The following is a 21,500-nucleotide window of genomic DNA, read 5'->3' as shown; positions in this document are numbered from 1 at the left end:
GCGATGGCCGAAACCCTGCGCATCGCGACATTTCACACCGAGCTGTCCCGCAAGGGGCCGGGCCTTCTGCTGCGCGATATCCTCAGGGGCGATCCGCAGGCCGGGGCGGTGGCCGAGGTGGTGGCCCATGTGGCGCCCGACGTGCTGATCCTGCAGGGGGTGGATTACGATCACGGGCAGGAAACCCTGCGCGCCCTGCGTGACCTGATCGGCGCGGCGGGGACGGAATATCCGCACATCTTCGCCCTGCAACCCAACAGCGGCATGGCCAGCGGGCATGACCTCGACGGCGACGGGCGGCTGGGCGAGCCGGAAGATGCGCAGGGCTATGGCTGGTTCGCGGGCGAGGGGGGCATGGCGGTGTTCTCGCGCTACCCCGTGGCGGAGGGGGAGGTGCAGGATTTCAGCGACATGCTCTGGGCCGACCTGCCCGGTGAGATTGCCGATGGCGGGATGAACGCGGCGGTGCAGCGGCTCTCCTCTGTCGGCCATTGGGTCGTGCCGGTGAAGCTGGGCGACAGGCGCCTCAACCTCCTGACCTTCCACGCCACGCCGCCTGTCTTCGACGGGCCGGAAGACCGGAACGGACGCCGGAACCATGACGAGATCACGTTGTGGCAGCGCTACCTCGACGGGGCGCTCGGGCCGGTGGCGGAGGGGGCGTTTGTGCTGGCGGGCAATGCCAACCTCGACCCGGTCGATGGCGACGGGCGGAAGGGCGCGATGGCCGGGCTGCTCGAAGATGCCCGATTACAGGATCCCGCGCCGCGCCGCGACGGTGGGGCGGAACAGGGCGAGGGCCAGGCGGGCGACCCGGCGCTCGACACCGTGGCGTGGACGGCACCAGTGCCGGGACACCTGCGGGTGAGCTACGTGCTGCCCTCGGCCAAGCTCGAAGTGCTGGCGTCAGGTGTATTCTGGCCGGCCGAGGGCGCGCCGCTGGCCGACGCCGCCCGCACGGCCAGCCGTCACAGGGTGGTCTGGGTCGACCTGCGCATCGAGTGAATGCGGCAACGCCCCCGCGCCGGTTTGAGCCACGGCCCCGCCGCCATGGCCAGCGCCTCCTGCGGCGGGGTGGCGGCGAAACGCGGGCAAAGCTCGTCGAACCGGTCGCTTTCCAGCCAGTGCGGCGTGTCCCACAGGTAGCGCATCTCCAGCAGGGAGCGGCCCAGCGGCCAGACCGGCGACGCAAGGTGCAGCGGCAGCCATGACATCCGGCGCAACGCGATACTGCGCCCGGTGACCGCGGTCAGCATGTCGGTCATCTCGAGCCCGGTCAGCGTGTAGCCGGGGAAGGTGACATCGGTGAAACCCGGCAGGCTTTCCTTCTGCCCCGCGATCTCGGCCGCGGCGCGGGTCAGGTCGGGCAGGTAGGCCCAGGCATGCGGAATGTCCGGTTGCCCCGGATAGGTGAACTTGTCCTTCGGCAGCGACGGCAGCATCATCCGGTCGAGCCAGTTGCCCGAGGCCTCGGTATCGATGAAATCGCCGGCGCGCAGGATCACGGTCTGCACGCCGCTGTCGCGATAGCTCTGCTCCATGCCGATGCGCAGCTCGCCCAGCGGGTTGGTGGCGTTGTGCGGCGTATCCTCGCGCCACGGCGCGGGGGTCTGGGCCCCGTAGACATAGACATTGCCGGGGATCAGCACCATCGCGCCCGACAGGCGCGCGGCATCCTGGATGCGGGCGTGCAGGGCAGGTATCTCCGCGGCCCAGTCGGGGTAGGCCGGATTCCACGCCGCGACGATCACGTCGGCGCCCCGCGCCGCCTCGTTCAGGTCGTCCCTGCGGCGGTCGAAGCTGCGAATCGACCAGCCGGCATTCCAGAAGGCATCGGCGGCGTTGCGGCCGAACCGGCCCGACGCCCCGAGGATCAATACGGATTTCTGCATCTTTCGGCTCCCGTGTGTCCGAGTGGGTGACGCGACGATACCTGTTCCTGTCCGAATGGAAATTGTCAAAATTTCGTGGGCTGGTATTCATGGATGAATGGATAAATCGCTTTCCTCTCTCGACTGGACGCTGGTGCGCGCCTTCCTCGCCGTGGCCGATACCGGCTCGCTCTCGGGCGCGGCGCGGCGGCTGGGCGGCAGCCAGCCGACGCTGGGCCGCCAGATCCGGCAGCTTGAAACCGCGCTCGGGCAGGCGCTCTTTCACCGCCGCCCCAAGGGCCTCGCGCTGACGGAGAATGGCCGCGCGCTCCTGCCCGGGGCGCAGAAGATGCAGGCCGCCATGCACGAGATCGAGCTGACGGCGGCGGGCCGCGAAACCGGGCTCTCCGGCCCGGTGCGGATCACGGCAAGCGAATCGGTGTCGCTCTCGATCCTGCCGCCGATCCTTGCGAAGCTGCGGCTGGAGGCGCCGGGTATCTCCATCGACCTCGTGCCCAGCGACAGCACCGAGAACCTGCTCTTCCGCGAGGCCGATATCGCGCTCCGCATGTACCGCCCCCGACAGCTTGAACTGGTGGCCCGGCACCTGGGCGACATCCGGCTGGGCATCTACGCCTCGCGCGCCTATCTCGACCGGGCGGGGCGGCCGGAAACGGCGCTGGACCTCTTCGATCATCCGATCATCGGCTACGACCGGAACGAGGAGATCATCCGTGAACTGCAATCGCGCGGCTTCCCGGCGACGCGCGAGTGGTTCGCCTTCCGCTGCGACAGCCACACGGTCAACTGGGAACTGGTGCGCGCCGGCTGCGGCATCGGCTTCGGCCAGGCCGGCGTGGCCCAGGCCGACCCCGAGATCGAGGAGATCCCGATCGACGTGAACCTGCCGGTGCTGCCGGTCTGGCTGGCCACCCACCAGGCGCTCAGGCATAGTCCGAGGATTGCAATGGTGTGGGACGCGCTGGCCGAGGGCATGGCGCCGCACCTGGTCTGAACGGGAGCGTGTGCGATGGACAAGGTGACGGGCGGCTGCCTCTGCGGCAAGGTGCGGATCACGGCGGAAGGGGTGCCCGACCGGGTGGGCCTCTGCCATTGCCTCGACTGCCGCAAGCACCACGGCGCGCTGTTCTACGCGGCGGCGATCTACCCGGCGGCGGCGGTGATCGTCGAGGGCGAAACGAAGGCCTATCAGGGCCGCCACTTCTGCCCCGATTGCGGGTCTTCCATCTTCGCCGAAAGCGGCGATGAAAGGGAGGTGCATCTCGGCGCCCTCGACGCCCCCGACCAGCTCCCCCCCACCTACGAGAACTGGTGCATCCGCCGCGAGGCATGGCTGCCGGAGTTTCCGTTGGAAACCAGCTACGAGAGGGACCGGGAAGAGGGGGCATAGCCCGCCCTTTCTTGACCCTCCCCCGGCTTCGGGCTAGGCGATGGCGAGACATTCCCAGACAGAGGACCGCCCCCATGACCAACCCTTCGCTTCTTATCCTCCCCGGTGACGGGATCGGCCCCGAAGTGATGGCAGAAGTCGTCAAGATCATCGGCTGGTACGGCGACAAGCGGGACCTGAAATTCGACGTCAGCGAAGACCTCGTCGGCGGCGCCGCCTATGACAAGCACGGGACCCCCCTTGCCGACGTCACCATGGACCGCGCGCAGAAGGTCGATGCCGTTCTGCTAGGCGCCGTGGGCGGGCCGAAATACGACAATCTCGACTTCTCCGTGAAGCCCGAGCGCGGCCTCCTGCGCCTGCGCAAGGAGATGGACCTGTTTGCCAACCTGCGCCCGGCGCAATGCTTCGACGCGCTGGCCGACTTCTCCTCTCTCAAGAAGGACGTGGTCGCCGGGCTCGACATCATGATCGTCCGCGAACTGACCAGCGGCGTCTATTTCGGCGAGCCGCGCGGCATCTTCGAAGAAGGCAACGAGCGGGTGGGCATCAACACCCAGCGCTACACCGAGTCCGAGATCGACCGCGTCGCGCGCGCCGCCTTCGAACTGGCGCGCCGGCGGGGCAACAAGGTCTGCTCGATGGAGAAGGCCAACGTGATGGAGAGCGGCATCCTCTGGCGCGAGGTCGTGCAGAAGGTGCATGACGAGGATTATGCCGATGTCCAGCTCTCGCACATGTACGCCGACGCCGGCGCCATGCAGCTCTGCCGCTGGCCCAAGCAGTTCGACGTGATCGTGACAGACAACCTCTTCGGCGACCTGCTGTCGGACGCGGCGGCCATGCTGACCGGCTCGCTCGGGATGCTGCCCTCGGCCAGCCTCGGCGCGCCGATGGCGAACGGCCGGCCCAAGGCGCTCTACGAGCCGGTCCACGGCTCGGCCCCGGATATCGCGGGCCAAGGCAAGGCCAACCCGATCGCCTGCATCCTCAGCTTCGCCATGGCGCTGCGCTACTCCTTCGACAAGGGCGACGAGGCCGCGCGCCTCGAAGGCGCAGTCGAGACCGTGCTGGCCGATGGCCTGCGCACCGCCGATCTGCTGGGCGAAGAGGGCGTAACCCCGGTCTCGACCGCCGAGATGGGCGATGCCATCGTCGCGGCGCTCGACGCCAGCCTGTGATCGAAACGCGGCCCTATGCCCCCGGCGACGGGGCCGCGTTCGAGACGCTCTACCACGGCTACCTTGACCACTACCGCCTCGGCCCCCCGAACGGGGCCGAGACCGCGCGGCTGATCACCCTGTTGGATGACGGCCGGCACATGTCCTGCCTGATCGCCCATGACGGCGGCCGGCCCGTGGGTTTTGCCACGTGGGCGCTGACCTTCCCGGCGGGGCGGGGCACGGCGCTGTTCATGAAGGAGCTGTTCGTCGACCCGCAGGCGCGGGGGCAGGGCGTGGGGCGGCACCTGATGGCGGGGCTCGTCGAGATCGCCAAGGCCGAGGGCTGCGTGCGGTTCGACTGGCAGACCGATGGCGACAACGCCGGTGCGCAGGCCTTCTACAAGGCCGTCGGCGCGCCGCAGGTCGAAAAGCTCAGCTACCGCGTTCCGGCGGACACGCTCGCCGACTTCCGCGCCCGGCTTACCCGGCCTTCCGGTCGCCGGCCGTAGGCGCCGAGATCCAGTAGCCCGCCAGCCGGTCGGCCAACTGCCCCTTCTTCTCGCCCAGCATCTGCGCCGCCAGCCCGAAGGCCCGCTCGCGCAGCGCGCCACTTTCTTCTGCGGCCAGTTCTTCGGCCCGCTTGCGGGCCGTCTTCGGCAGGTCGTCCGACGCCTCGTCGAGCGCCGCGCGAAGCACCACAAGGTCATGATCGTCGCCCAGCGCGCCCGACAGCTCGTCCAGCGTGTCGATCCTTGCGTGCATCGTCTCGGGCCACGCCTCGCGCAACAGGCGGCAGTGATACCAGTGATACTTCACCCGCTTGCGCCATTCGTGCAGCAGCTCGGCATCGCCGGGGTCGCGCCCGGCCTTGCGCCAGCACTTGCGCGCCCGGCCATAGGTTTTCTTCAGCCCGCCCGCGATCACCTCGTGCGACGTGCCTTCGACGGGCCAGGCAGAGGCCCGCTTGCGCGCATCCTCCAGCCGGGTCGCCGCCTCCTCGATCCGGCCGGGCAGGTCATGCTCGTGCAGCATCGCATCGCGCCGCTCGGTCGACCAGGCGATCAGCGGGGCAAGGCTGTCATCGCCCGCCTTTTCCGCCAGCCCTCCGAGCGTCTGCGTCAGAACCTGCGCATCCCGCAGGTCCGAGAACAGACGCGCGATATCGCGGAACTCGGTATTCTCGGCCTTGTACTGCTTGCCCAGGCCGGGGCGCACCAGCCGGATCAGCCCGCGCAGCTTCTTCATCCGCTTGCGCACGTCATGCACGCGCGGCTCCAGCTCGCCCTCGCCGGTCAGCGACTCGAGCGCCGCACCGATCTGGTCATCGGCCACGCGCCGCAGATTCTCGGTCAGCGGCAGGTCGGGTTTGAAGTGATACGTCATGTCGCCGGTCATTACATATCAACCCTTGCACCGATTTCCATGATTTCGCTACTTGCAAAACGCCGGACAGGCGTATAATCGCGTGGCTCAGCGTCGGAGTGTAGCTCAGCCTGGTAGAGCACTGTCTTCGGGAGGCAGGGGCCGGAGGTTCGAATCCTCTCACTCCGACCATTCTTTCCCGTGAAAATCAAATTGTTAATGCTTTCGCAATTTTATATCGCGTTTTCTGTTCCGCGATTGGGTAGCACCGGGGCAGCACATGACAGAAAAACGTGCCCCCGCCGTTTAAGGCTCAAGTCAAAGGCTTCTTGACGAAATCAGGTCTGGGGCGCTTCGGGTTGGTCCGGTACGTTTCCTGCCGCAGCACCCGAATTCAAATCGTCACGATCTGGGCTCGCGGCTGATCTCACGGCGCTCCGCCTTGTCCGGCAGGCAAGGCACACCCCATGAGGTCAGGCGCTTTGACACTTTACCTGCCCTCACTGGAACGGCATTCGAAGAGCGCCATCAAGGCGAATGACCTCTCCATTGAGCATCGGGTTCTCTATGATGTGTCTGACCAGCGCAGCGAAGTCGGCTGGTTGCCCCAGCCTGGAGGGAAACGGGACTGTCGCGGCGAGACTGGACTGCACGTCCGTCGGCAACCCCTTCATCATCGGGGTTTCGAATATCCCCGGCGCGATAGCGACGACGCGGATACCATGTCTTGCAAGATCTCGCGCGGCAGGCAGCGTCAATGCAGCGACACCTCCCTTTGAGGCCGCATAGGCAGCTTGACCGATCTGACCGTCGAATGCCGCTATCGAGGCCGTGTTGACTATCACGCCGCGTTCGCCGGCCTCGATGGGTTCCTGTTTCGCCATGGCAAATGCCGCGAGGCACATCATGTTGAAAGTGCCAACCAAGTTGACCGCCACGACCGTTGAAAACATGCCAAGGTCATGGGGCTCGTGACGACCAATGATGCGCGCAGCCGGGGCTATGCCGGCGCAATTTATCAATCCATCAATCCTCCCGAACCGGTTGATAGCCTTGTCGACCGCTGCTTGTCCCGCCTCGCCGTCCGTGACGTCGGTCGGAATGGCAAGTGCATGTGTCCCTAGCCCTTCCGCGACGGCCTGAAGCGTGTCGGCGCTCCGATCCAGGAGAACGGCCTTTCCTCCTGTTTGAAGGATTGTATCAACGACGCCAAGCCCGAGACCTGATGCTGCTCCAGTGACAAGAAACACACGATTCTGGAGCTTCATTCGTCTGTTCCTTTGCGAATTTTCGGGACGGCCGACAACAGCATCTGTGAGTACTCGGCCTTCGGCCCTGCGAAGAATGTCTTCGTGTCGGCCTCCTCCACCAGTATGCCACGCTGCAGGACGCCGACGCGCTGCGCCATGTGGCGAACGACGGCAAGATCGTGGCTGATGAAGAGATAGGTCAGGCCAAGGTCGGATTGCAGTGTCCTCAACAGGTTGAGCACCTGCGCCTGAACCGAGACATCAAGCGCCGACGTCGGTTCGTCGCAAACGATGAACTCGGGCTCGGACGCAAGCGCGCGGGCAATGGCAATGCGCTGGCGCTGCCCGCCCGAGAATTCGTGCGGATATTTCCGCGCGTCGGCGGCGGAAAGCCCGACGGTTTCCAGGTGCCCGGCAACCCGCGCGGCAAGCGCACGCCCGGAGGCCAGGCCAAAGGCCCGGATCGGCTCGCCCACGATGGCCTCGACCCGCCAGCGGGGGTTCAGGCTGGCTTGCGGGTCCTGAAACACCATCTGGATCCGCCGCCGCATGGCCTGGCGGGTGTCCCGGGCGTCCGGGGCGAACAGGTCGTGCCCGGCGATGCGCACGACGCCGGCAGTCGGTCGGGTAAGCCCCACCACCATCCGGGCGATGGTCGACTTGCCCGACCCGGATTCGCCGACAAGCGCATAAGTCTGACCGCGCGGGATCTCGAAGCTGACATCGGTTACCGCCCGGAAAACCGGCCGCGGACGGCCGGGAACAAGGCGCCGGAGAAAGGGCACCGGAATGTTGAAATCCCGCGACAGCCCTTCGACGCTCAGGACCGGCGCCACGGTGGTGGTCGGCGTGGAATGTTTCATGACGCGGCATCCTCGTGTGTCGGCGCGCAGACCGGACAGGCGACCTCCGACCGGCCTGCGGGCCGGGGGTCCGGTCTGACACGGGCGCAATCGGGCGTGGCGCTGGCGCATCGCGGATGGAAGGCGCAGCCGGATGGGCGGGCCGCGATCGACGGCATCGCGCCGGGGATCTGCCGCAGCGTCGCCACGCCCGGCTCCCCGCGCGCCGGATCGAGCGACGGGATCGCATCCATCAGGCCGACCGTGTAGGGGTGCCGGGGGCGCGACAGGACCTCGGTCACCGGCCCCGTCTCGGCCACGCGACCGGCATAAAGCACGCACACCCGGTCGGCGGTTTCGGCGATGACGCCCATGTCATGCGTGATCAGCATCACCGCAACCCCGCGATCGGCGCAGAGACGCTTGAGAAGCCGGATGATCTGCGCCTGCACCGACACGTCGAGCGCCGTTGTCGGTTCGTCCGCGATGATCAGCTCTGGCTCCCCCGCCAGCGCCAGTGCAATGACGATGCGCTGCCGCTGACCGCCCGAGAACTGGTGCGGCCAGTAGGCCATGCGCTCCTCCGGCGCGGGAATGCCGACCTCGTCAAGCAGGCGGATGGCTTCGGTCCGGGCACTGGCGGCAGGCATGGGGCGGTGCAGGCGGATCGTCTCGACCAACTGGTCTCCGATTCGCATCAGCGGGTTGAGGCTGGTCTGCGGGTCCTGAAAGATCATCCCGATCCGCCGGCCGCGCAGCTGCCGCATCTGATGCGGCGCAAGCCTGTCGATCCGCCGGTCGCCCAGCCAAATCTCGCCGCCCGCGACATGGGCGGGCCGGGCCAGCAGTCCGATGACCGCGTTGCCGATCATGGACTTGCCCGCACCGCTTTCACCGACAAGCCCCAGCACCTCGCCCCGCGCGATGCTCAGGCTCACGCCGTCGATGGCGCGCAGGGTGCCACGCCGATGCGGGATATCGACCACGAGGTCGGTCAGGGTCAGCAGATCGGTCATCCGAGCCTCGGGTTCAGCGCGTCGCGCAGCCAGTCGCCGAAAAGGTTCACCGACAGCGCCAGCACCCCCAGAACAGCGCCGGGAAACAGCGTGATCCACCATTCGCCCGAAAACAGGTAGTCGTTGCCGACCCGGATCAGCGTTCCCAGCGACGGGCTGCCCGGCGGCACCCCCACCCCGAGGAAGCTGAGCGTCGCCTCTATGATGATGGCCAGCGCGAGGTTGATCGTGGCGATGACCAGCACCGGCCCCATGACATTGGGCAGGATGTGCCGGATCAGGATTGCCGGCGCCGATATCCCGATCAGCCGGGCGGCCAGCACGTATTCCCGGTTCGCCTCGATCAGGACCGAGCCCCTCACGGTACGCGCGTATTGGACCCAGAACGACAGCCCTATGGAGAACACGAGCAGCGCGAGCGGTCCGGCGCCCGAGGCCCCCTGCGCGGCGGTCCCCCGGAAAATGCCGGCGAGAAGCAGTGCGATAAGGATCGCGGGAAAGGTCATCTGGATGTCAGCCGCCCGCATGATCAGATTGTCGGCCCAGCCCCCCGCATAGCCCGCGATCAGCCCGAGCGTGACGCCGAGGATCAGCGCAAAGATCACGCTGGCGAACCCGACCGCGAGCGAAACGCGCAATCCGTAGAGCATGGCCGACAGCAGATCGCGCCCCTGATCGTCGGTCCCCAGAAGGAACCGCGGGTCCCCTGCGGCGTCCCACGCCGGCGGCAGGAAGTTGTCGAGGATCGACAGTCCCGAGGGGTCGAAAGGATCGTGCGGAGCGATGACCGGGGCCAGCACGGCCCCGAGGATCAGCGCGCACGACAGTGCGGCGGCGATCATCGCGCCGGGGGTCCGGCGGAAGGAATACATCAGGTCGCTGTCCAGTGCACGGGTCACACGGGTCATGCGGCCGCCCTCCCGATGCGGATGCGCGGATCGACGGCCATGTACAGCAGGTCGACCGCCAGGTTGATCGTCACGAACAGCGCCGCGATCAGCATCAGATAGGCGGCCATTACCGGCACGTCGGCATTCTGCACCGCCTGCAGGAACAAGAGCCCCATGCCGGGCCATTGGAACACCGTCTCGGTGATGATCGAAAAGGCGATGATCGACCCGATCTGAAGCCCGGTCACGGTGATCACCGGGATCAGCGTGTTGCGCAGCGCGTGGCCGAAATGCACGATCCGGTCGGGCAGGCCGCGGGCCCGCGCGAACTTGATGTAATCGGTGCGCAGGACCTCCATGATCTCGGCCCGCACCAGCCGCATGATCAGCGTCATCTGGAACAGGCCAAGGGTGATGGCGGGCAGGATGATTGACCGCCAGCCCGAAGCGGTCAGCAGACCCGTGCTCCACCCGCCGATCTGCACCGTCTGGCCGCGGCCGAACGACGGCAGCCAGCCGAGATGAACCGAAAAGACGAAGATCAGCAGGATGCCGATCAGGAAGGTGGGCAGCGACACGCCCAGCAGGCTGAGCGCCATGAACGCCCGCGCGGCCAGCGACCTGGGATGCAACCCGGCCAGCACGCCAAGCGGAACGCCCGCCGCGATGGCAAACACCACCGATATCAGGGACAGCTCCAGCGTGGCGGGAAGACGGGCGCCGATCAGGACCGCCACCGACTCTTTCTGCTGGTACGAGGTGCCGAAGTCGAACCGCGCCGCGCGGACCAGGAACCGGGCATATTGCACCGGCATCGGATCGTTCAGTCCAAGGTCCTCGCGCAGTTTCGCGCGATCCGCAAGCGAGGTCTCGATTCCGACCATCTGGTTCACCGGGTCACCGACATACCGGAACAGCACGAAGGCGATCAGGGTGACCATCAGCATGGTTGCGATGGCCTGCACGGCGCGCGAAAGAAGAAAGGATATCATGGGTCTGCCTTAATGGGCCCGTGGTCGGGCCGTGTGGGCCCCCGGCGGGACGAAATGCGCCGGGGGAGGGCCTTTGCGCCCCGGCGCGCCTGCTCAGTTGACACGGGCCCAGTAGAACAGGACCTGGTTGTCCGCCCGCTGCGCAATCTCGATGTTGGCGCGCTTGCCCCAGACGAGGTTCTGCTGGTGCAGCGGCAGATAGGCCGTGTCCTCATGCAGGATGCGGTACGCCTCGGCGATCAGGTCATCGCGCCGTGCGGCGTCCGTCTCGCCCAGGATCTGCGCCGCCAGGTCGTCCACCTTCGGATTGCAGTAGCCGCCGACATTGAACGGACCGCCCTTGCCGGTCCGGTCCCGGCACGTCGCGAGGTTGACCAGTACGTTCCAGCTGTCGAGCGATCCGGGCGTCCACGCCAACAGGTAGAAATCGGTGTCGAACCCGCCCGCCGCGAGGATCTTGGCGGCCCAGAGCGATTTCGTCTGCGCATTCAGCGTCACCCTGACGCCGACCTTCGCCAGCATCGCCACCGCCGCCTGGCAAATCGCCTCGTCGTTCACGTACCGGTCATTCGGACAGTCGAGCGTCACCGAAAAGCCGTCGGGATATCCCGCCTCGGCCAGCAGGGCCTTGGCCGCCTCGGGATCGTAAGGCCATCGCTGGAAGTCCGACGCCTGTGAAAACAGCTCCTGTGCGATCAGAAGTGCCGTCGGCGTCGACAGGCCGCGCATGACCCGGCTCTTGATCGCCTCGATGTCGATCGCCTGGTACATCGCCTTGCGCACCTTCGGGTCCTGGAACGGGTTCCTGCCCTTGATGTCCGAGGTCGCAAGTTCGGCGCGCATCTGGTTCATGCCCAGGTAGACGACGCGCAGCTCCGGCCCGGTCAGAACGTCGGTATCGGCATTCTGCTCGATCCGGGGGATGTCCTGCACCGGCACCGGGTCGATCAGGTCGACATCGCCCGACAGCAACGCCGCCACCCGCGTGCCGTCGGCGGCGATGGTGGTGTAGGTGACCCTGTCGAGGTTGTGTTCGGGCGTGTCCCACCATCCGGGGTTCGGCACGAAAACGGTCTTCACGCCCGGTTCGTGGCTTTCGAAGGTGAAGGCGCCGGTGCCCATGGCGGTGAAGGCGGCGGGACGCGGGCTGGTGTCCTTGGCCGAGACGGGGGCGACCATGTCATTGGCCTCCGACCACTCCTTGTCCATGATGTACCAAGTATCCCATTCATAGTTCAGGATCGGGTTCGGTGTCGTCAGCTTGACGTCGACGGTGTACGGATCGACCTTCACGAATTCCGCGTCCGCCGGCAGCCGTGCGGCCAGGTTGGACCCGTCTGCCCGGACACGGTCGGCCGAGAACAGCACATCGTCGGCGTCGAAGGCGTTGCCATTGGCAAATGTCACGCCCTCGCGCAGGTGGAACCGCCAGGTCAGGTCGTCAATCTGCTCCCAGCTTGTCGCGAGACCGGGGATGATCTCGAGGTCCTTGTCGCGCCGGGTCAGGCCTTCGTAGACGTTGCCCAACATCCCCAACGTGAAGGTTTCATTCAGCGTGTAGGGGTCGAGCGCACCAAGCGTGCCCTGGAAGGCAAACCGGAAATCTGCGGCCGGAGCGGCGGTGGCCGCCCCCTGCGCGACGAGCGCAAGCATAACGCTCCGGCGCAGCACCCGCGCCGGCGAAATTGTCGATGTCATTGTCATTACTCCCTGTTTTCGTTTGTCTTTCGTATCAGTCCGCGGTCCAGGCGATCATGTCGCCAAGCATTCTTTCGGCCCGTTCGATCTGGGCGATCTCGACGTATTCGTCCGGCTTGTGCGCCACGTCGATCGAACCAGGCCCGCAAACCACGGTCGGCACTCCCATGCCCTGAAAAAACCCGGCTTCGGTTCCGAAGGGGACGGCGTCGTCGCCCTTGCAGCCGGTCCGGCGGTGCACCTCGTCCCGCGCGGCGCGGTTCATCGCGGGATCAAGCGCGGGCACATTGGCCGTCCGCCGCGTCTCGATCCGGGCGCCGGACCATTGCGCCTGCATCTCCGGCAATCCCGTCGCGGCTATCCAGCCAAGAATTTCGGCTTCCACCTGATCGGCGTCGACCTCGGGTATGTTGCGGAACTCCCAGACCAGCCGGGTGAAATCAGGGATGATGTTCAAAGCCCAGCCGCCGGTCATCAGGCCGACGTTGAACGTCGTCTGCGGCGGCTGGAGGTCCGCAACCGCCGTGCGCACCTCACCCAGACGATCGAAGTGGCGGTCGAGCATCGCGATGAACCGGGCCGCATGGACATTGCTGCTGACGCCCCGGTGGCTCTGGCTGGAATGGGCGGAACGCCCGTGGAACTCGGTCTCGTAGACCCGCGCGCCCTTGTGCGCGGAAACGATCCGCAGAAGCGTCGGCTCGCCCACGATGGCGATGCCCGGAAGCGGGATCGCTTCGCGCAGGACATCAACCAGATCGTCGGTCCCGGTGCAGCCAAGCTCCTCGTCGTAAGACAGCGCAAGATGGACGGGCCGCTTCAACGCGGCGGCGTCGATCTGCTCCATCGCCGCAAGGCTACAGGCGAGGAAGCCCTTCATGTCGGCCGCACCCCGCGCCACCACGCGGCCGCCGTCGCGGCGCAGGCGGAACGGATCGGAGGTCCAGACCTCGCCGTCGACCGGGACGACGTCGCTGTGGGCAGACAGCATCAACCCGCCTTCGCGCGCCGGACCCATGGTCGCGACAAGGCACTCTTTCTCGCCGGCCTCGTTCGAAACACGCGTGATCCGTGCCCCCGCCGATGCCAGCCGCTGCGCCACCCAGTCAACGAGGTCCAGGTTCGACCGGGAGGAGACGGTCTCGAAAGCGACCAGCCTGTCGAGGTGATCCAGCGCGACAGTCACTGCGCCGCCGCCGTCAGAGCCGCAGGCGAATAAAGCCGCGCCTCCGCCAGATCGGCCGCAGCGGCATGGGTCGGTATCGCATCGCGCTCAGAGCGGTCGAAGATCGCTGACAACGTGTCGCCGATGCCCAGCACGCGCCGGCGCACATCGGCTTGGCCGTCGGGCAGGAACTCTGCCGCAAGCTGGATCATGCCGCCGCTGTTGATGACGTAGTCCGGCGCGTAAAGGATGCCCCGCTCCATCAGTGCACCGCCGTCGCGGGTTTCGTCGGCCAGCTGGTTGTTGGCCCCGCCCGCAATGATCCGGGCCCGGATTTCGGGGATGGTTCCGGGGTTCAGCCCCGCCCCAAGCGCACAGGGAGAGAACACGTCGGACGGCGCCGCGTGGACGCTCTGCACCTCGCAGGACGTGGCCCCGAAGGCCGTCACCGCCCGCGCGACCAGTTCGGGACGGACATCTGCCACGACCAGCTTCGCGCCGGCATGGTGGAGCAGGTGGCAAAGATTGAATCCGACGTTCCCCAGCCCCTGCACGGCCACGACGATATCGCTCAGCCCACGGCCTGGAAGCCTGGCACGCACCGCGGCTTCAATTCCGGCGAAAATCCCGAGCGCCGTGCTGGGCGATGGATCGCCACTGCCGCCGGCCTCGGGCGGCAGGCCAAGCACATGGTCGGTCTCCTCACGAATTTCGGCCATGTCGGCCACGGTCGACCCAACGTCCTCACCTGTGATGTAGTGCCCGCCGAGCCGCGCGATGGCGCGACCGACGCCGCGCATCAGTGCGGGGGTCTTGGTCTGGCCGGGTTCCAGCAGCACGACCATCTTGCCACCGCCGAACGGCACGTTCGCCACCGCCGCCTTCATCGTCATCCCGCGCGACAGGCGCAGCACATCGTCCAGCGCCTCGTCCTCCGACCCGTATTCCCGCACACGGCAGCCGCCGATGGCCGGACCGAGCCGGGTGCTGTGCATTGCGATGATGCAGCGCAACCCCACGGCGGGGTCCGAAACATGGACCACCTGCTCGTGGTCGGCAAAGCTTCTGTGCTGGAACATTATCGGGTCTCCGTTCAGTCGGCCGGCTGCGGGCCTGACGTCAGCCTGACACGGGCGCATCTGACGATCTTGGCGGAAATTGCAGGGCTCTCGTCGACGGCGTGGACGACCGGAAGGCTCAATTTTTTCCAATATCGGTTCAGAGGCGCGCGCGATATACTTGCCCTGCCATGACCCGCCCAGAACCCGCCAACCGCACCACGTACTGGTCTGACAAGACGACGCCCGGCGTCAGCTTGCTGCATGCGGACTTCCGGACCATGAACTTCCGCCCGCATTCTCATGACGCTTATGTTGCCGTCGTGACCGAAATAGGCGGGTCGGTCATCCGCAGTCGGGGCGACGAATTCGAGGTGCAGGACCGGATGCTGATGATCTTCAATCCGGACGAGCCACATGAAGGCTGGCTGGGCGGATCGGGTCGCTGGCGTTACCGGTCGCTCTACATCTCCAAATCCGCGACGGACCTGGTGGCCGAAAGCCTCGGCCTCGATCGCATTCCCCGCTTCCTCTCCAACGGAATCGCCGATCAGGAGCTGTGTTCGGCCTTTCTCGACATGCACCGGGTGCTGGAAACCGGAGAGGACCCGGGACATACCCGCGAAAGCTTCCTGAACGCCTTCTGCACCCTGTTCCGGCGGCACGGCGATCTGCGCCGTCCGCAAGCAGACGTCCCGGCTGACAGTACCCTGCTTTCGCGCGCGGTGGCCCAGATGGAAGAACGCTATTCCGAGAAACTGCTGCTCGACGATCTTGCGGCCGAGATCGGCCTGACCGCCTTCCAGTTGATCGCGCTCTTCAAGCGCTGCACCGGCCTGACCCCGCACGCGTACCTCGTGCAGATCCGCCTGCGCGCGGCCTGCCGGATGCTGCGCGAGGGGACATCGATCGCCGAGACGAGCTTTGCCACCGGCTTTTACGACCAGGCTGCGATGACCAACCAGTTCCGCAAGACCTTTGCAATCACGCCGTTGCAGTACACCCGCGCCTGGGCACGGTCGCATCATACTGTCCGGAACTGACGGCTTCAAAATCCTCCAATACAACCCGGTCACAGCTGCCGAGTATGTCCCGACGGCGCCCAATGCGCCCGAACGGGAGGACATCACATGACAAGAATGACCCGCCGCGCCTTTGGCCGGACCGCACTCACCGGAGGCGCTGCAACCCTGGCCGCCCCCGCGCTCGCGCAGACCCAGCCGGAATACGTCTGGCGCATGACATCGAGCTTCCCGCGTGCACTCGATACCATCTTCGGCACCTCCGAACATTTCCGCGACCGCATAGCAGAGCTGACAGAAGGCCGAATGAAGATCGAGATCTTCGCCCCCGGCGAAATCGTCGGCGGCCTTCAGGCCCTGGACGCCGCAACCGAAGGCACGGTCGAAATGGCGCATACTGGCAGCTACTATTTTGTCGGCAAGAACGAAGCCTTCGCGTTCGGCACCTCGGTGCCCTTCGGCCTCAACACCCGCCAGCAGAACGCCTGGCTCTACCAGGGCGGCGGCATCGACATCTGCAACGACTTCTACAAGGGCTACAATCTGATCGGCTTGCCGTTCGGCAATACCGGGGCCCAGATGGGTGGCTGGTTCCGCAGGGAAATCAACACGGTCGACGATCTCAAGGGGCTGAAGCTCCGCGTCGGCGGCTTTGCCGGGCGGGTGTTTGCCCGGCTCGGAGCGGTGCCCCAGCAGATTGCCGGCGGCGATGTCTACCCGGCGCTGGAACGTGGCACGATCGACGCTGCGGAATGGGTTGGACCCTATGATGACGAGAAGCTTGGCTTTGCCAAGGTCGCTCCCTACTACTATGCGCCCGGCTGGTGGGAGGGGTCGACGACCATCCACCTCTTCATCAATCTCGATGCCTGGAATGCGCTTCCGCCGTTCTTCAAGACCGCGATCGCCACGGCCGCGGCCGAAGCCGACCTGTGGACGATAACGAAATACGACGCTCTGAACCCTGATGCGATCACCCGGCTGATCCAGCAAGGCGCGCAACTGCGCTGGTTCTCCGAAGAAATCATGGGCGCCTGTTACGAGGCGACGCAGGCGGTGATGACCGAGACAGCAGAGGCCAATGCGGAGTTCCGCAAGATCTACGACCAGTGGAAAGCATTTCAGGCCAAGGAAAACTTCTGGTTCCAGGTGGCCGAAGTTCCGTTTGAACGTTTCGTCTATCAGCGCAGCCGCGACAAGGGCTGACCTGCCTCATCCGGGCGGGCCGCATGGTCCGCCCCCGACCAGAAGGAGAGTGCCATGCCCAAGGCCTATTGGGTTGCGCGGGTCGATATCCACGATTCCGACGCTTACAAGAACTACGTCCTCGGCAACGCGAAGGCGTTCGAGAAATACGGTGCCCGCTTCCTTGTCCGCGCCGGCCGGTCCGAGCTTATGGAAGGCACCGCCCGGTCGCGCAATGTGGTGGTGGAGTTCCCCGATTTCGACACCGCCGTTGCCTGCTACAATTCGCACGAATACCGCGAGGCGTTGCAGCACCGTCTTGGCGGGGTCGCGGAGGCGGACCTGGTGGTGGTCGAGGGATGGGACGGCGGCACGCCGCCCCTGCCGGGCTGAGGACCGGCCATGGATCTGAACCTGGCTGGACGCCGTGCCCTGGTCTGCGGCGGCTCGCGGGGGCTGGGTTATGCCTGCGCGCTGGACCTCGCGCGGGAGGGCGCGGAGATCACGCTCCTCGCCCGCTCGGCCGATACGCTGGACGCGGCGGCGGACCGGATCGGCGGGGACACCGGCCACAGGCCCGTGACCTGCGTCGCAGACCTGGCCACACCCCACGGGATCGAGGCCGCGCTGGACGCCTGTCCCGCCCCCGATATCCTGGTCACCAACGCCGGCGGTCCGCCGTCGCGCGGCTACGAGGCGCTGACGCGGGATGACTGGGACAACGCTTTCGCCACGACCTTCCTTTCGGCCGAGGCGCTGATCCGCGCCATTGTCCCCGGTATGGCCGCGCGAGGCTGGGGCCGGGTGGTCGCGATCACCTCGGTCGCCGTGCGCCAGCCGGTCCTGGACCTCGATCTCTCGACCGCGCCTCGGCTTGCGCTTACCGGTTACATCGCCGGGGTCGCGCGAAAGGTGGCGGCGCAGGGTGTCACGCTCAACTGCGTCCTGCCGGGGCCGATCCTGACCGAACGTGTCGCCGAACTCGGCCCTGTTGCGGACATGCTGATCGCCCAGGTGCCCATGGGCCGCGCCGGCACCCCCGAAGAATTCGCCGCCGCCTGCACCTTTCTCTGCGGCCAGCGGTCGGGCTTTATCACCGGCCAGAGCCTGCTGGTCGACGGCGGTCTGTGCCGCACCACGTTCTAGGCCCAATTTTTCGCCAATACCCGAACGCGCATGCGCCCTATCCCCAAGAGAACGACCGGAGGAAGAAGAACCATGCAGCGCGAGAAGGACCCGATGCCGGGGGCCGAAGAGATCCGGTACCTGAACGGCGTCGAGGCACTGGCCGAACTGCCGCCCCTGCAGATCGCCCGCGATCATGCGGACGGGCACCGGACCGGCGCCTTCTGTTCAGGCTATCGGGGGTCGCCGCTGTCGGGCTTCGACCGGACGCTGACCAAGCGGATCAAGGGGGTCGAGGACGTCGTGTTTCAGCCCGGCCTGAACGAAGAACTGGCCGCGACCGCCGTCTGGGGCAGCCAGCAGGTGGGCCTTGCCGATCCGACCGACTACGACGGCGTCACCGGCTACTGGTACGCCAAGGCCCCGGGTGTCGACCGGGCCACCGACGCGCTGCGCCATGCCAACCACGCGGGCACCGCACCGCGCGGCGGGGTGCTGGCGCTGCTGGGCGACGATCACACCTGCAAATCCTCGACCCTGCCCAACTGGTCGGACCTGATTGCGCGGCATGTCGGCATGCCGCTGCTGTTCCCCGCGACGGTGCAGGAGGTGATCGACTACGGCCTTGCCGGGATCGGGATGTCGCGCTTTGCCGGGGTCTGGGTCGGACTCAAGTGCCTGATCGACACGATGGACGCCTCCGCCCCGGTGATCGCCGGCGGCACGATGCCGCCGCCGGTGACCCCCAACGATGTGGTTCTTCCGGCGGAGGGCGTGTCGATCCGCGCCACCGACACCCCACAGGAGCAGGAGGCGCGGCTCATCCGTCACCGTCTGCCGGCGGCCGTATCCTTTGCCCGCGCCAACGGCCTGAACCGGGTGGAAACGCGCGGCCGTGCGCCGCGGCTCGGCATCGTGACGGCGGGCAAATCCTGGCTCGACACCCGGCAGGCACTTGCCGAGATCGCCGACGAGGGCGCCGAGGCCGAAGTGCGGATCTTCAAGGCCGGGCTGGTCTGGCCGCTGGATGCGCAGGCGATCCGTGAATTTGCTCAGGGGCTCGACGCCATCCTCGTGGTCGAGGAGAAGGCCGCCATCCTCGAGGACCAGGTCCGCGCGGCGCTTTACAACGCCCCCGCCCGCCCGACTGTCGAAGGCCGCCGCGACCGCCACGACCAAGAGCTTTTTCCCGAAACCGGCGACCTCGATGCCCTGATCATCGCCGCTGCTATCGCCGCCCGCGCCCTGCCTGACGGCGCCGCGATCTCGGCGCGGTTGTCGGCCCGCCGCGCTGTGCCCCAGATTTCGACCCTGCCCCGCCGGACGCCCTATTTCTGCGCCGGCTGCCCGCATTCCACCTCGACCCGTGTGCCGGATGGCAGCCGCGCGCTGGCCGGCATCGGGTGCCACTTCATGGCCCAGTGGATGGATCGTGAAACCGGCTTCTATTCCCAGATGGGCGGTGAAGGCACGGGGTGGATCGGACAGGCGCCCTTTGTCGGTACCGATCACGTTTTTGCCAATCTCGGCGACGGCACCTACAACCACTCCGGTCTGCTGGCCATCCGCGCGGCGGCGGCGGCCGGGGTGAACATCACCTACAAGATCCTCTTCAACGACGCCGTCGCGATGACCGGCGGGCAGACGAACGAGGGCGGGCTCGATGTGCCTGCCATCGTCGCGCAGGTCTGGGCCGAAAAAGCCCGCAAGGTCGCAGTCGTGACCGAAGACTTGGCGCGTTATAGGGGTGTGACGCTGACCCCCGGCACGACCCTGCATCACCGCGACACGCTCGACACCGTCCAGAAGGAATTCCGCGCCACGCAAGGCATGACAGTCATCGTCTACGACCAGGGCTGCGCGACCGAAAAGCGCCGCAAGCGTAAGCGCGGACTGATCGAGACGCCCCGCCAGCGGGTCTTCATAGACCCGGATGTCTGCGAGGGTTGTGGCGACTGCGGCGTGCAGTCGAACTGCGTCGCGATCCGGCCGCTCGCCACGCCGCTCGGCACGAAACGGACGGTCGACCAGTCGGCCTGCAATCTCGACTACTCATGCCTGAAAGGTTTCTGTCCCAGCTTCGTGACGGTCGAGGTCGACCCGGTCGCGACGTTCGCCGCGAGGGCGGTGCCGGAAGTGGACCTCCCGCCGCCTCCGGCGTCTGACACCTCGATCCCGCATGACCTCGTCATCGCCGGAACCGGCGGCACCGGGGTCGTGTCGCTTGGCGCGGTCATCGGACGCGCGGCCGGGCTCGCGGGGCGCAAGGTCAACGTACTCGACATGATTGGGCTCGCGCAGAAGGGCGGCCCGGTGGTCAGCCAGATCCGGCTGGCGCCCGAGGGCATGGACGTGACCGCCATGCGCATCGTCGCCGGGGAAGCCGACCTGCTGATCGGGGCCGACGCGCTTGTGACGGCGGGCGACGACGTGCTGCGCCTGTGCGGTCCCGCCACACGCGCGTGCGTCGAGGCCGATGTCGCCCCCTCGGCCGATTTCGTGCGTGACCCGGATTACGAGCTGCCGGCCGACCAGATCGACCGGACCCTGGCCGCGCGGTTCGGCGACAATGTCGCCCGCGTGCCCGCGACCGCCCTTGCCGATGCCCTGCTGGGCGACACGATCGGCGCGAATGCAATCCTGCTGGGTCACGCGGTGCAGACCGGCGCCCTGCCCCTGCCGCCCGACACCATCGAGGCTGCGATCCGCGCAGTCGGCACGGCGGTGGATCTCAACCTCGCCGCCTTCCGCATCGGCCGCCGTTTCGCCGCCGATCCGGCGGCCACGCGGGCCACTGCCGGCCTCTACACCCCGGCACCGCCGCTGACGGTCGAAGACTATGCGACTCGGCTGACCGCGTACCAGAACGCCGCCTACGCCGCCCGATACCGCGCCGCGCTTGCCCCCCTGGACAGCGCCGCCGTCGCGGCCGACACCCGCGCCGCCCTGCGGGCGACGGCGGCACAGGCGCTTTACCGGATCATGGCCTACAAGGACGAATACGAGGTCGCCCGCCTGCACGCCGCGTCGGACCTGCCCGCGCGGATCGCCGCACAGACCGGCGGAACCACGCGTCTGCGCTATCACCTCGCCCCGCCGATGCTGCCGGGAACCGACTCGCGGGGCCGTCCGAAAAAGAGGGCCTTCGGGGCCTGGATGACCACCGGGTTCCGCCTGCTGCGGCACGGCAAGGCCCTGCGCGGTACCCCGTTCGATCCCTTTGGGCGAACCCACGAACGCCGCGCGGAGCGTGACCTGATCGCCCGGTACGAGGGGATCATCGCCGCGCTCGCCGCGACGGTCACCGAAGAAAAGGCGGATGAGGCCGTGGCGCTTCTCCGGCTCGGCGGCGAGGTGCGCGGCTACGGTCCGGTCAAGGCTGCGGCTCTGGCGCGGGTCGAGAATGAATGGTCTGCCCGCCTGCCCTTGTTTGTCGACAGCGCCTGAGGA

20 protein-coding genes and 1 tRNA gene are annotated in these 21,500 nt (G+C 67.0%); 11 read left to right on the top strand and 10 right to left on the bottom strand.

All coding sequences use genetic code 11. The features are described from left to right. Positions 1-3: 3 nt before the first annotated feature. Positions 4-1,005 (top strand): endonuclease/exonuclease/phosphatase family protein, encoded by a 1,002-nt coding sequence (locus QUV18_RS02725; protein ID WP_300891835.1) that lies wholly within the window; start codon positions 4-6, stop codon positions 1,003-1,005. Here QUV18_RS02725 and QUV18_RS02720 read toward each other — a convergent pair. Then, on the bottom strand, positions 969-1,892 hold the full coding sequence (locus QUV18_RS02720; RefSeq protein ID WP_300891834.1) for a sugar nucleotide-binding protein: 924 nt from the start codon (positions 1,890-1,892) through the stop codon (positions 969-971). The two genes, QUV18_RS02725 and QUV18_RS02720, sit on opposite strands and share 37 nt — an antisense overlap. 97 nt (positions 1,893-1,989) lie before the next feature. Between QUV18_RS02720 and QUV18_RS02715 the strand changes: the two genes are divergently transcribed. The 4 genes from QUV18_RS02715 to QUV18_RS02700 all read left to right on the top strand — a co-directional run bounded on the left by QUV18_RS02715 (position 1,990) and on the right by QUV18_RS02700 (position 4,954). Next, positions 1,990-2,886, top strand: a complete 897-nt coding sequence (locus QUV18_RS02715) for a LysR family transcriptional regulator (protein WP_300891833.1) — start codon at positions 1,990-1,992, stop codon at positions 2,884-2,886. A gap of 15 nt (positions 2,887-2,901) precedes the next feature. Then, positions 2,902-3,282, top strand: a complete 381-nt coding sequence (locus QUV18_RS02710; protein ID WP_300891831.1) for a GFA family protein — start codon at positions 2,902-2,904, stop codon at positions 3,280-3,282. A gap of 74 nt (positions 3,283-3,356) precedes the next feature. Further along, positions 3,357-4,463: a 3-isopropylmalate dehydrogenase gene (gene leuB, locus QUV18_RS02705; protein ID WP_300891829.1), complete on the top strand. Its 1,107-nt coding sequence runs from the start codon at positions 3,357-3,359 to the stop codon at positions 4,461-4,463. Then, positions 4,460-4,954, top strand: coding sequence for a GNAT family N-acetyltransferase (locus QUV18_RS02700; protein ID WP_300891827.1), 495 nt, complete (start codon positions 4,460-4,462; stop codon positions 4,952-4,954). The genes leuB and QUV18_RS02700 overlap by 4 nt, the downstream gene beginning before the upstream one ends. On the opposite strand, the gene QUV18_RS02695 is transcribed toward QUV18_RS02700, so the two are convergent. After that, positions 4,926-5,840 (bottom strand): CHAD domain-containing protein, encoded by a 915-nt coding sequence (locus tag QUV18_RS02695; protein WP_300891825.1) that lies wholly within the window; start codon positions 5,838-5,840, stop codon positions 4,926-4,928. The genes QUV18_RS02700 and QUV18_RS02695 overlap by 29 nt on opposite strands. Before the next feature lie 82 nt (positions 5,841-5,922). Here QUV18_RS02695 and QUV18_RS02690 point away from each other — a divergent pair. Next, positions 5,923-5,999: transfer RNA gene (locus tag QUV18_RS02690), tRNA-Pro, on the top strand. A 308-nt stretch (positions 6,000-6,307) separates the two neighbouring features. Here the strand turns inward: QUV18_RS02690 and QUV18_RS02685 are convergent. The 8 genes from QUV18_RS02685 to QUV18_RS02650 form a co-directional block, all read right to left on the bottom strand. Then, positions 6,308-7,075 (bottom strand): SDR family NAD(P)-dependent oxidoreductase, encoded by a 768-nt coding sequence (locus QUV18_RS02685; protein ID WP_300891823.1) that lies wholly within the window; start codon positions 7,073-7,075, stop codon positions 6,308-6,310. After that, positions 7,072-7,920, bottom strand: a complete 849-nt coding sequence (locus tag QUV18_RS02680; RefSeq protein ID WP_300891821.1) for an ATP-binding cassette domain-containing protein — start codon at positions 7,918-7,920, stop codon at positions 7,072-7,074. Before QUV18_RS02680 ends, QUV18_RS02685 begins: the two co-directional genes overlap by 4 nt. Then, on the bottom strand, positions 7,917-8,915 hold the full coding sequence (locus tag QUV18_RS02675) for an ABC transporter ATP-binding protein (RefSeq protein WP_300891819.1): 999 nt from the start codon (positions 8,913-8,915) through the stop codon (positions 7,917-7,919). Before QUV18_RS02675 ends, QUV18_RS02680 begins: the two co-directional genes overlap by 4 nt. After that, positions 8,912-9,823: an ABC transporter permease gene (locus tag QUV18_RS02670; RefSeq protein WP_300891817.1), complete on the bottom strand. Its 912-nt coding sequence runs from the start codon at positions 9,821-9,823 to the stop codon at positions 8,912-8,914. Before QUV18_RS02670 ends, QUV18_RS02675 begins: the two co-directional genes overlap by 4 nt. Continuing rightward, positions 9,820-10,797 (bottom strand): ABC transporter permease, encoded by a 978-nt coding sequence (locus tag QUV18_RS02665; RefSeq protein WP_300891816.1) that lies wholly within the window; start codon positions 10,795-10,797, stop codon positions 9,820-9,822. The genes QUV18_RS02670 and QUV18_RS02665 overlap by 4 nt, the downstream gene beginning before the upstream one ends. A gap of 93 nt (positions 10,798-10,890) precedes the next feature. After that, the gene (locus tag QUV18_RS02660) at positions 10,891-12,495 is read right to left on the bottom strand and encodes an ABC transporter substrate-binding protein (RefSeq protein ID WP_300891814.1); all 1,605 of its coding nucleotides are present in this window, start codon (positions 12,493-12,495) and stop codon (positions 10,891-10,893) included. Between the two features lie 34 nt (positions 12,496-12,529). Continuing rightward, a complete protein-coding gene (argE, locus tag QUV18_RS02655; RefSeq protein ID WP_300891813.1) occupies positions 12,530-13,681 on the bottom strand; it encodes an acetylornithine deacetylase in 1,152 nt (383 codons plus the stop codon). Then, positions 13,678-14,739: a Glu/Leu/Phe/Val dehydrogenase dimerization domain-containing protein gene (locus tag QUV18_RS02650; protein WP_300891812.1), complete on the bottom strand. Its 1,062-nt coding sequence runs from the start codon at positions 14,737-14,739 to the stop codon at positions 13,678-13,680. The genes argE and QUV18_RS02650 overlap by 4 nt, the downstream gene beginning before the upstream one ends. Before the next feature lie 170 nt (positions 14,740-14,909). Between QUV18_RS02650 and QUV18_RS02645 the strand changes: the two genes are divergently transcribed. From QUV18_RS02645 to QUV18_RS02625, 5 genes are all read left to right on the top strand, one after another. Next, positions 14,910-15,761, top strand: coding sequence for an AraC family transcriptional regulator (locus QUV18_RS02645; RefSeq protein WP_300891811.1), 852 nt, complete (start codon positions 14,910-14,912; stop codon positions 15,759-15,761). A 96-nt stretch (positions 15,762-15,857) separates the two neighbouring features. Continuing rightward, a complete protein-coding gene (gene dctP, locus QUV18_RS02640) occupies positions 15,858-16,946 on the top strand; it encodes a TRAP transporter substrate-binding protein DctP (RefSeq protein WP_300891810.1) in 1,089 nt (362 codons plus the stop codon). 54 nt (positions 16,947-17,000) lie between these two features. Next, the gene (locus QUV18_RS02635; RefSeq protein WP_300891809.1) at positions 17,001-17,318 is read left to right on the top strand and encodes a DUF1330 domain-containing protein; all 318 of its coding nucleotides are present in this window, start codon (positions 17,001-17,003) and stop codon (positions 17,316-17,318) included. Between the two features lie 9 nt (positions 17,319-17,327). Next, complete coding sequence (locus tag QUV18_RS02630; protein WP_300891808.1) at positions 17,328-18,071, top strand: SDR family oxidoreductase; 744 nt, start codon at positions 17,328-17,330, stop codon at positions 18,069-18,071. 72 nt (positions 18,072-18,143) lie between these two features. After that, positions 18,144-21,497: an indolepyruvate ferredoxin oxidoreductase family protein gene (locus tag QUV18_RS02625; RefSeq protein ID WP_300891807.1), complete on the top strand. Its 3,354-nt coding sequence runs from the start codon at positions 18,144-18,146 to the stop codon at positions 21,495-21,497. Positions 21,498-21,500 lie beyond the last annotated feature (3 nt).

Source organism: Roseovarius sp. (assembly GCF_030373445.1).
GTDB lineage: Bacteria > Pseudomonadota > Alphaproteobacteria > Rhodobacterales > Rhodobacteraceae > Roseovarius.
The sequence above is the reverse complement of the archived record's forward strand: the minus strand, read 5'-3'. Positions and strand labels throughout refer to the sequence as shown.

Excerpts from the sequence above, each read along its gene's own strand:
- QUV18_RS02670 (WP_300891817.1), bottom strand. The coding sequence starts at position 9,823 with ATGACCCGTGTGACCCGTGCACTGGACAGCGACCTGATGTATTCCTTC.
- QUV18_RS02725 (WP_300891835.1), top strand. The coding sequence starts at position 4 with ATGGCCGAAACCCTGCGCATCGCGACATTTCACACCGAGCTGTCCCGC.
- leuB (WP_300891829.1), top strand. The coding sequence starts at position 3,357 with ATGACCAACCCTTCGCTTCTTATCCTCCCCGGTGACGGGATCGGCCCC.
- QUV18_RS02680 (WP_300891821.1), bottom strand. The coding sequence starts at position 7,920 with ATGAAACATTCCACGCCGACCACCACCGTGGCGCCGGTCCTGAGCGTC.
- QUV18_RS02720 (WP_300891834.1), bottom strand. The coding sequence starts at position 1,892 with ATGCAGAAATCCGTATTGATCCTCGGGGCGTCGGGCCGGTTCGGCCGC.
- QUV18_RS02695 (WP_300891825.1), bottom strand. The coding sequence starts at position 5,840 with ATGACCGGCGACATGACGTATCACTTCAAACCCGACCTGCCGCTGACC.
- QUV18_RS02625 (WP_300891807.1), top strand. The coding sequence starts at position 18,144 with ATGCAGCGCGAGAAGGACCCGATGCCGGGGGCCGAAGAGATCCGGTAC.
- QUV18_RS02715 (WP_300891833.1), top strand. The coding sequence starts at position 1,990 with ATGGATAAATCGCTTTCCTCTCTCGACTGGACGCTGGTGCGCGCCTTC.
- QUV18_RS02650 (WP_300891812.1), bottom strand. The coding sequence starts at position 14,739 with ATGTTCCAGCACAGAAGCTTTGCCGACCACGAGCAGGTGGTCCATGTT.
- QUV18_RS02665 (WP_300891816.1), bottom strand. The coding sequence starts at position 10,797 with ATGATATCCTTTCTTCTTTCGCGCGCCGTGCAGGCCATCGCAACCATG.
- QUV18_RS02635 (WP_300891809.1), top strand. The coding sequence starts at position 17,001 with ATGCCCAAGGCCTATTGGGTTGCGCGGGTCGATATCCACGATTCCGAC.
- QUV18_RS02685 (WP_300891823.1), bottom strand. The coding sequence starts at position 7,075 with ATGAAGCTCCAGAATCGTGTGTTTCTTGTCACTGGAGCAGCATCAGGT.
- QUV18_RS02660 (WP_300891814.1), bottom strand. The coding sequence starts at position 12,495 with ATGACATCGACAATTTCGCCGGCGCGGGTGCTGCGCCGGAGCGTTATG.
- dctP (WP_300891810.1), top strand. The coding sequence starts at position 15,858 with ATGACCCGCCGCGCCTTTGGCCGGACCGCACTCACCGGAGGCGCTGCA.
- QUV18_RS02630 (WP_300891808.1), top strand. The coding sequence starts at position 17,328 with ATGGATCTGAACCTGGCTGGACGCCGTGCCCTGGTCTGCGGCGGCTCG.
- QUV18_RS02675 (WP_300891819.1), bottom strand. The coding sequence starts at position 8,915 with ATGACCGATCTGCTGACCCTGACCGACCTCGTGGTCGATATCCCGCAT.
- QUV18_RS02710 (WP_300891831.1), top strand. The coding sequence starts at position 2,902 with ATGGACAAGGTGACGGGCGGCTGCCTCTGCGGCAAGGTGCGGATCACG.
- QUV18_RS02645 (WP_300891811.1), top strand. The coding sequence starts at position 14,910 with ATGACCCGCCCAGAACCCGCCAACCGCACCACGTACTGGTCTGACAAG.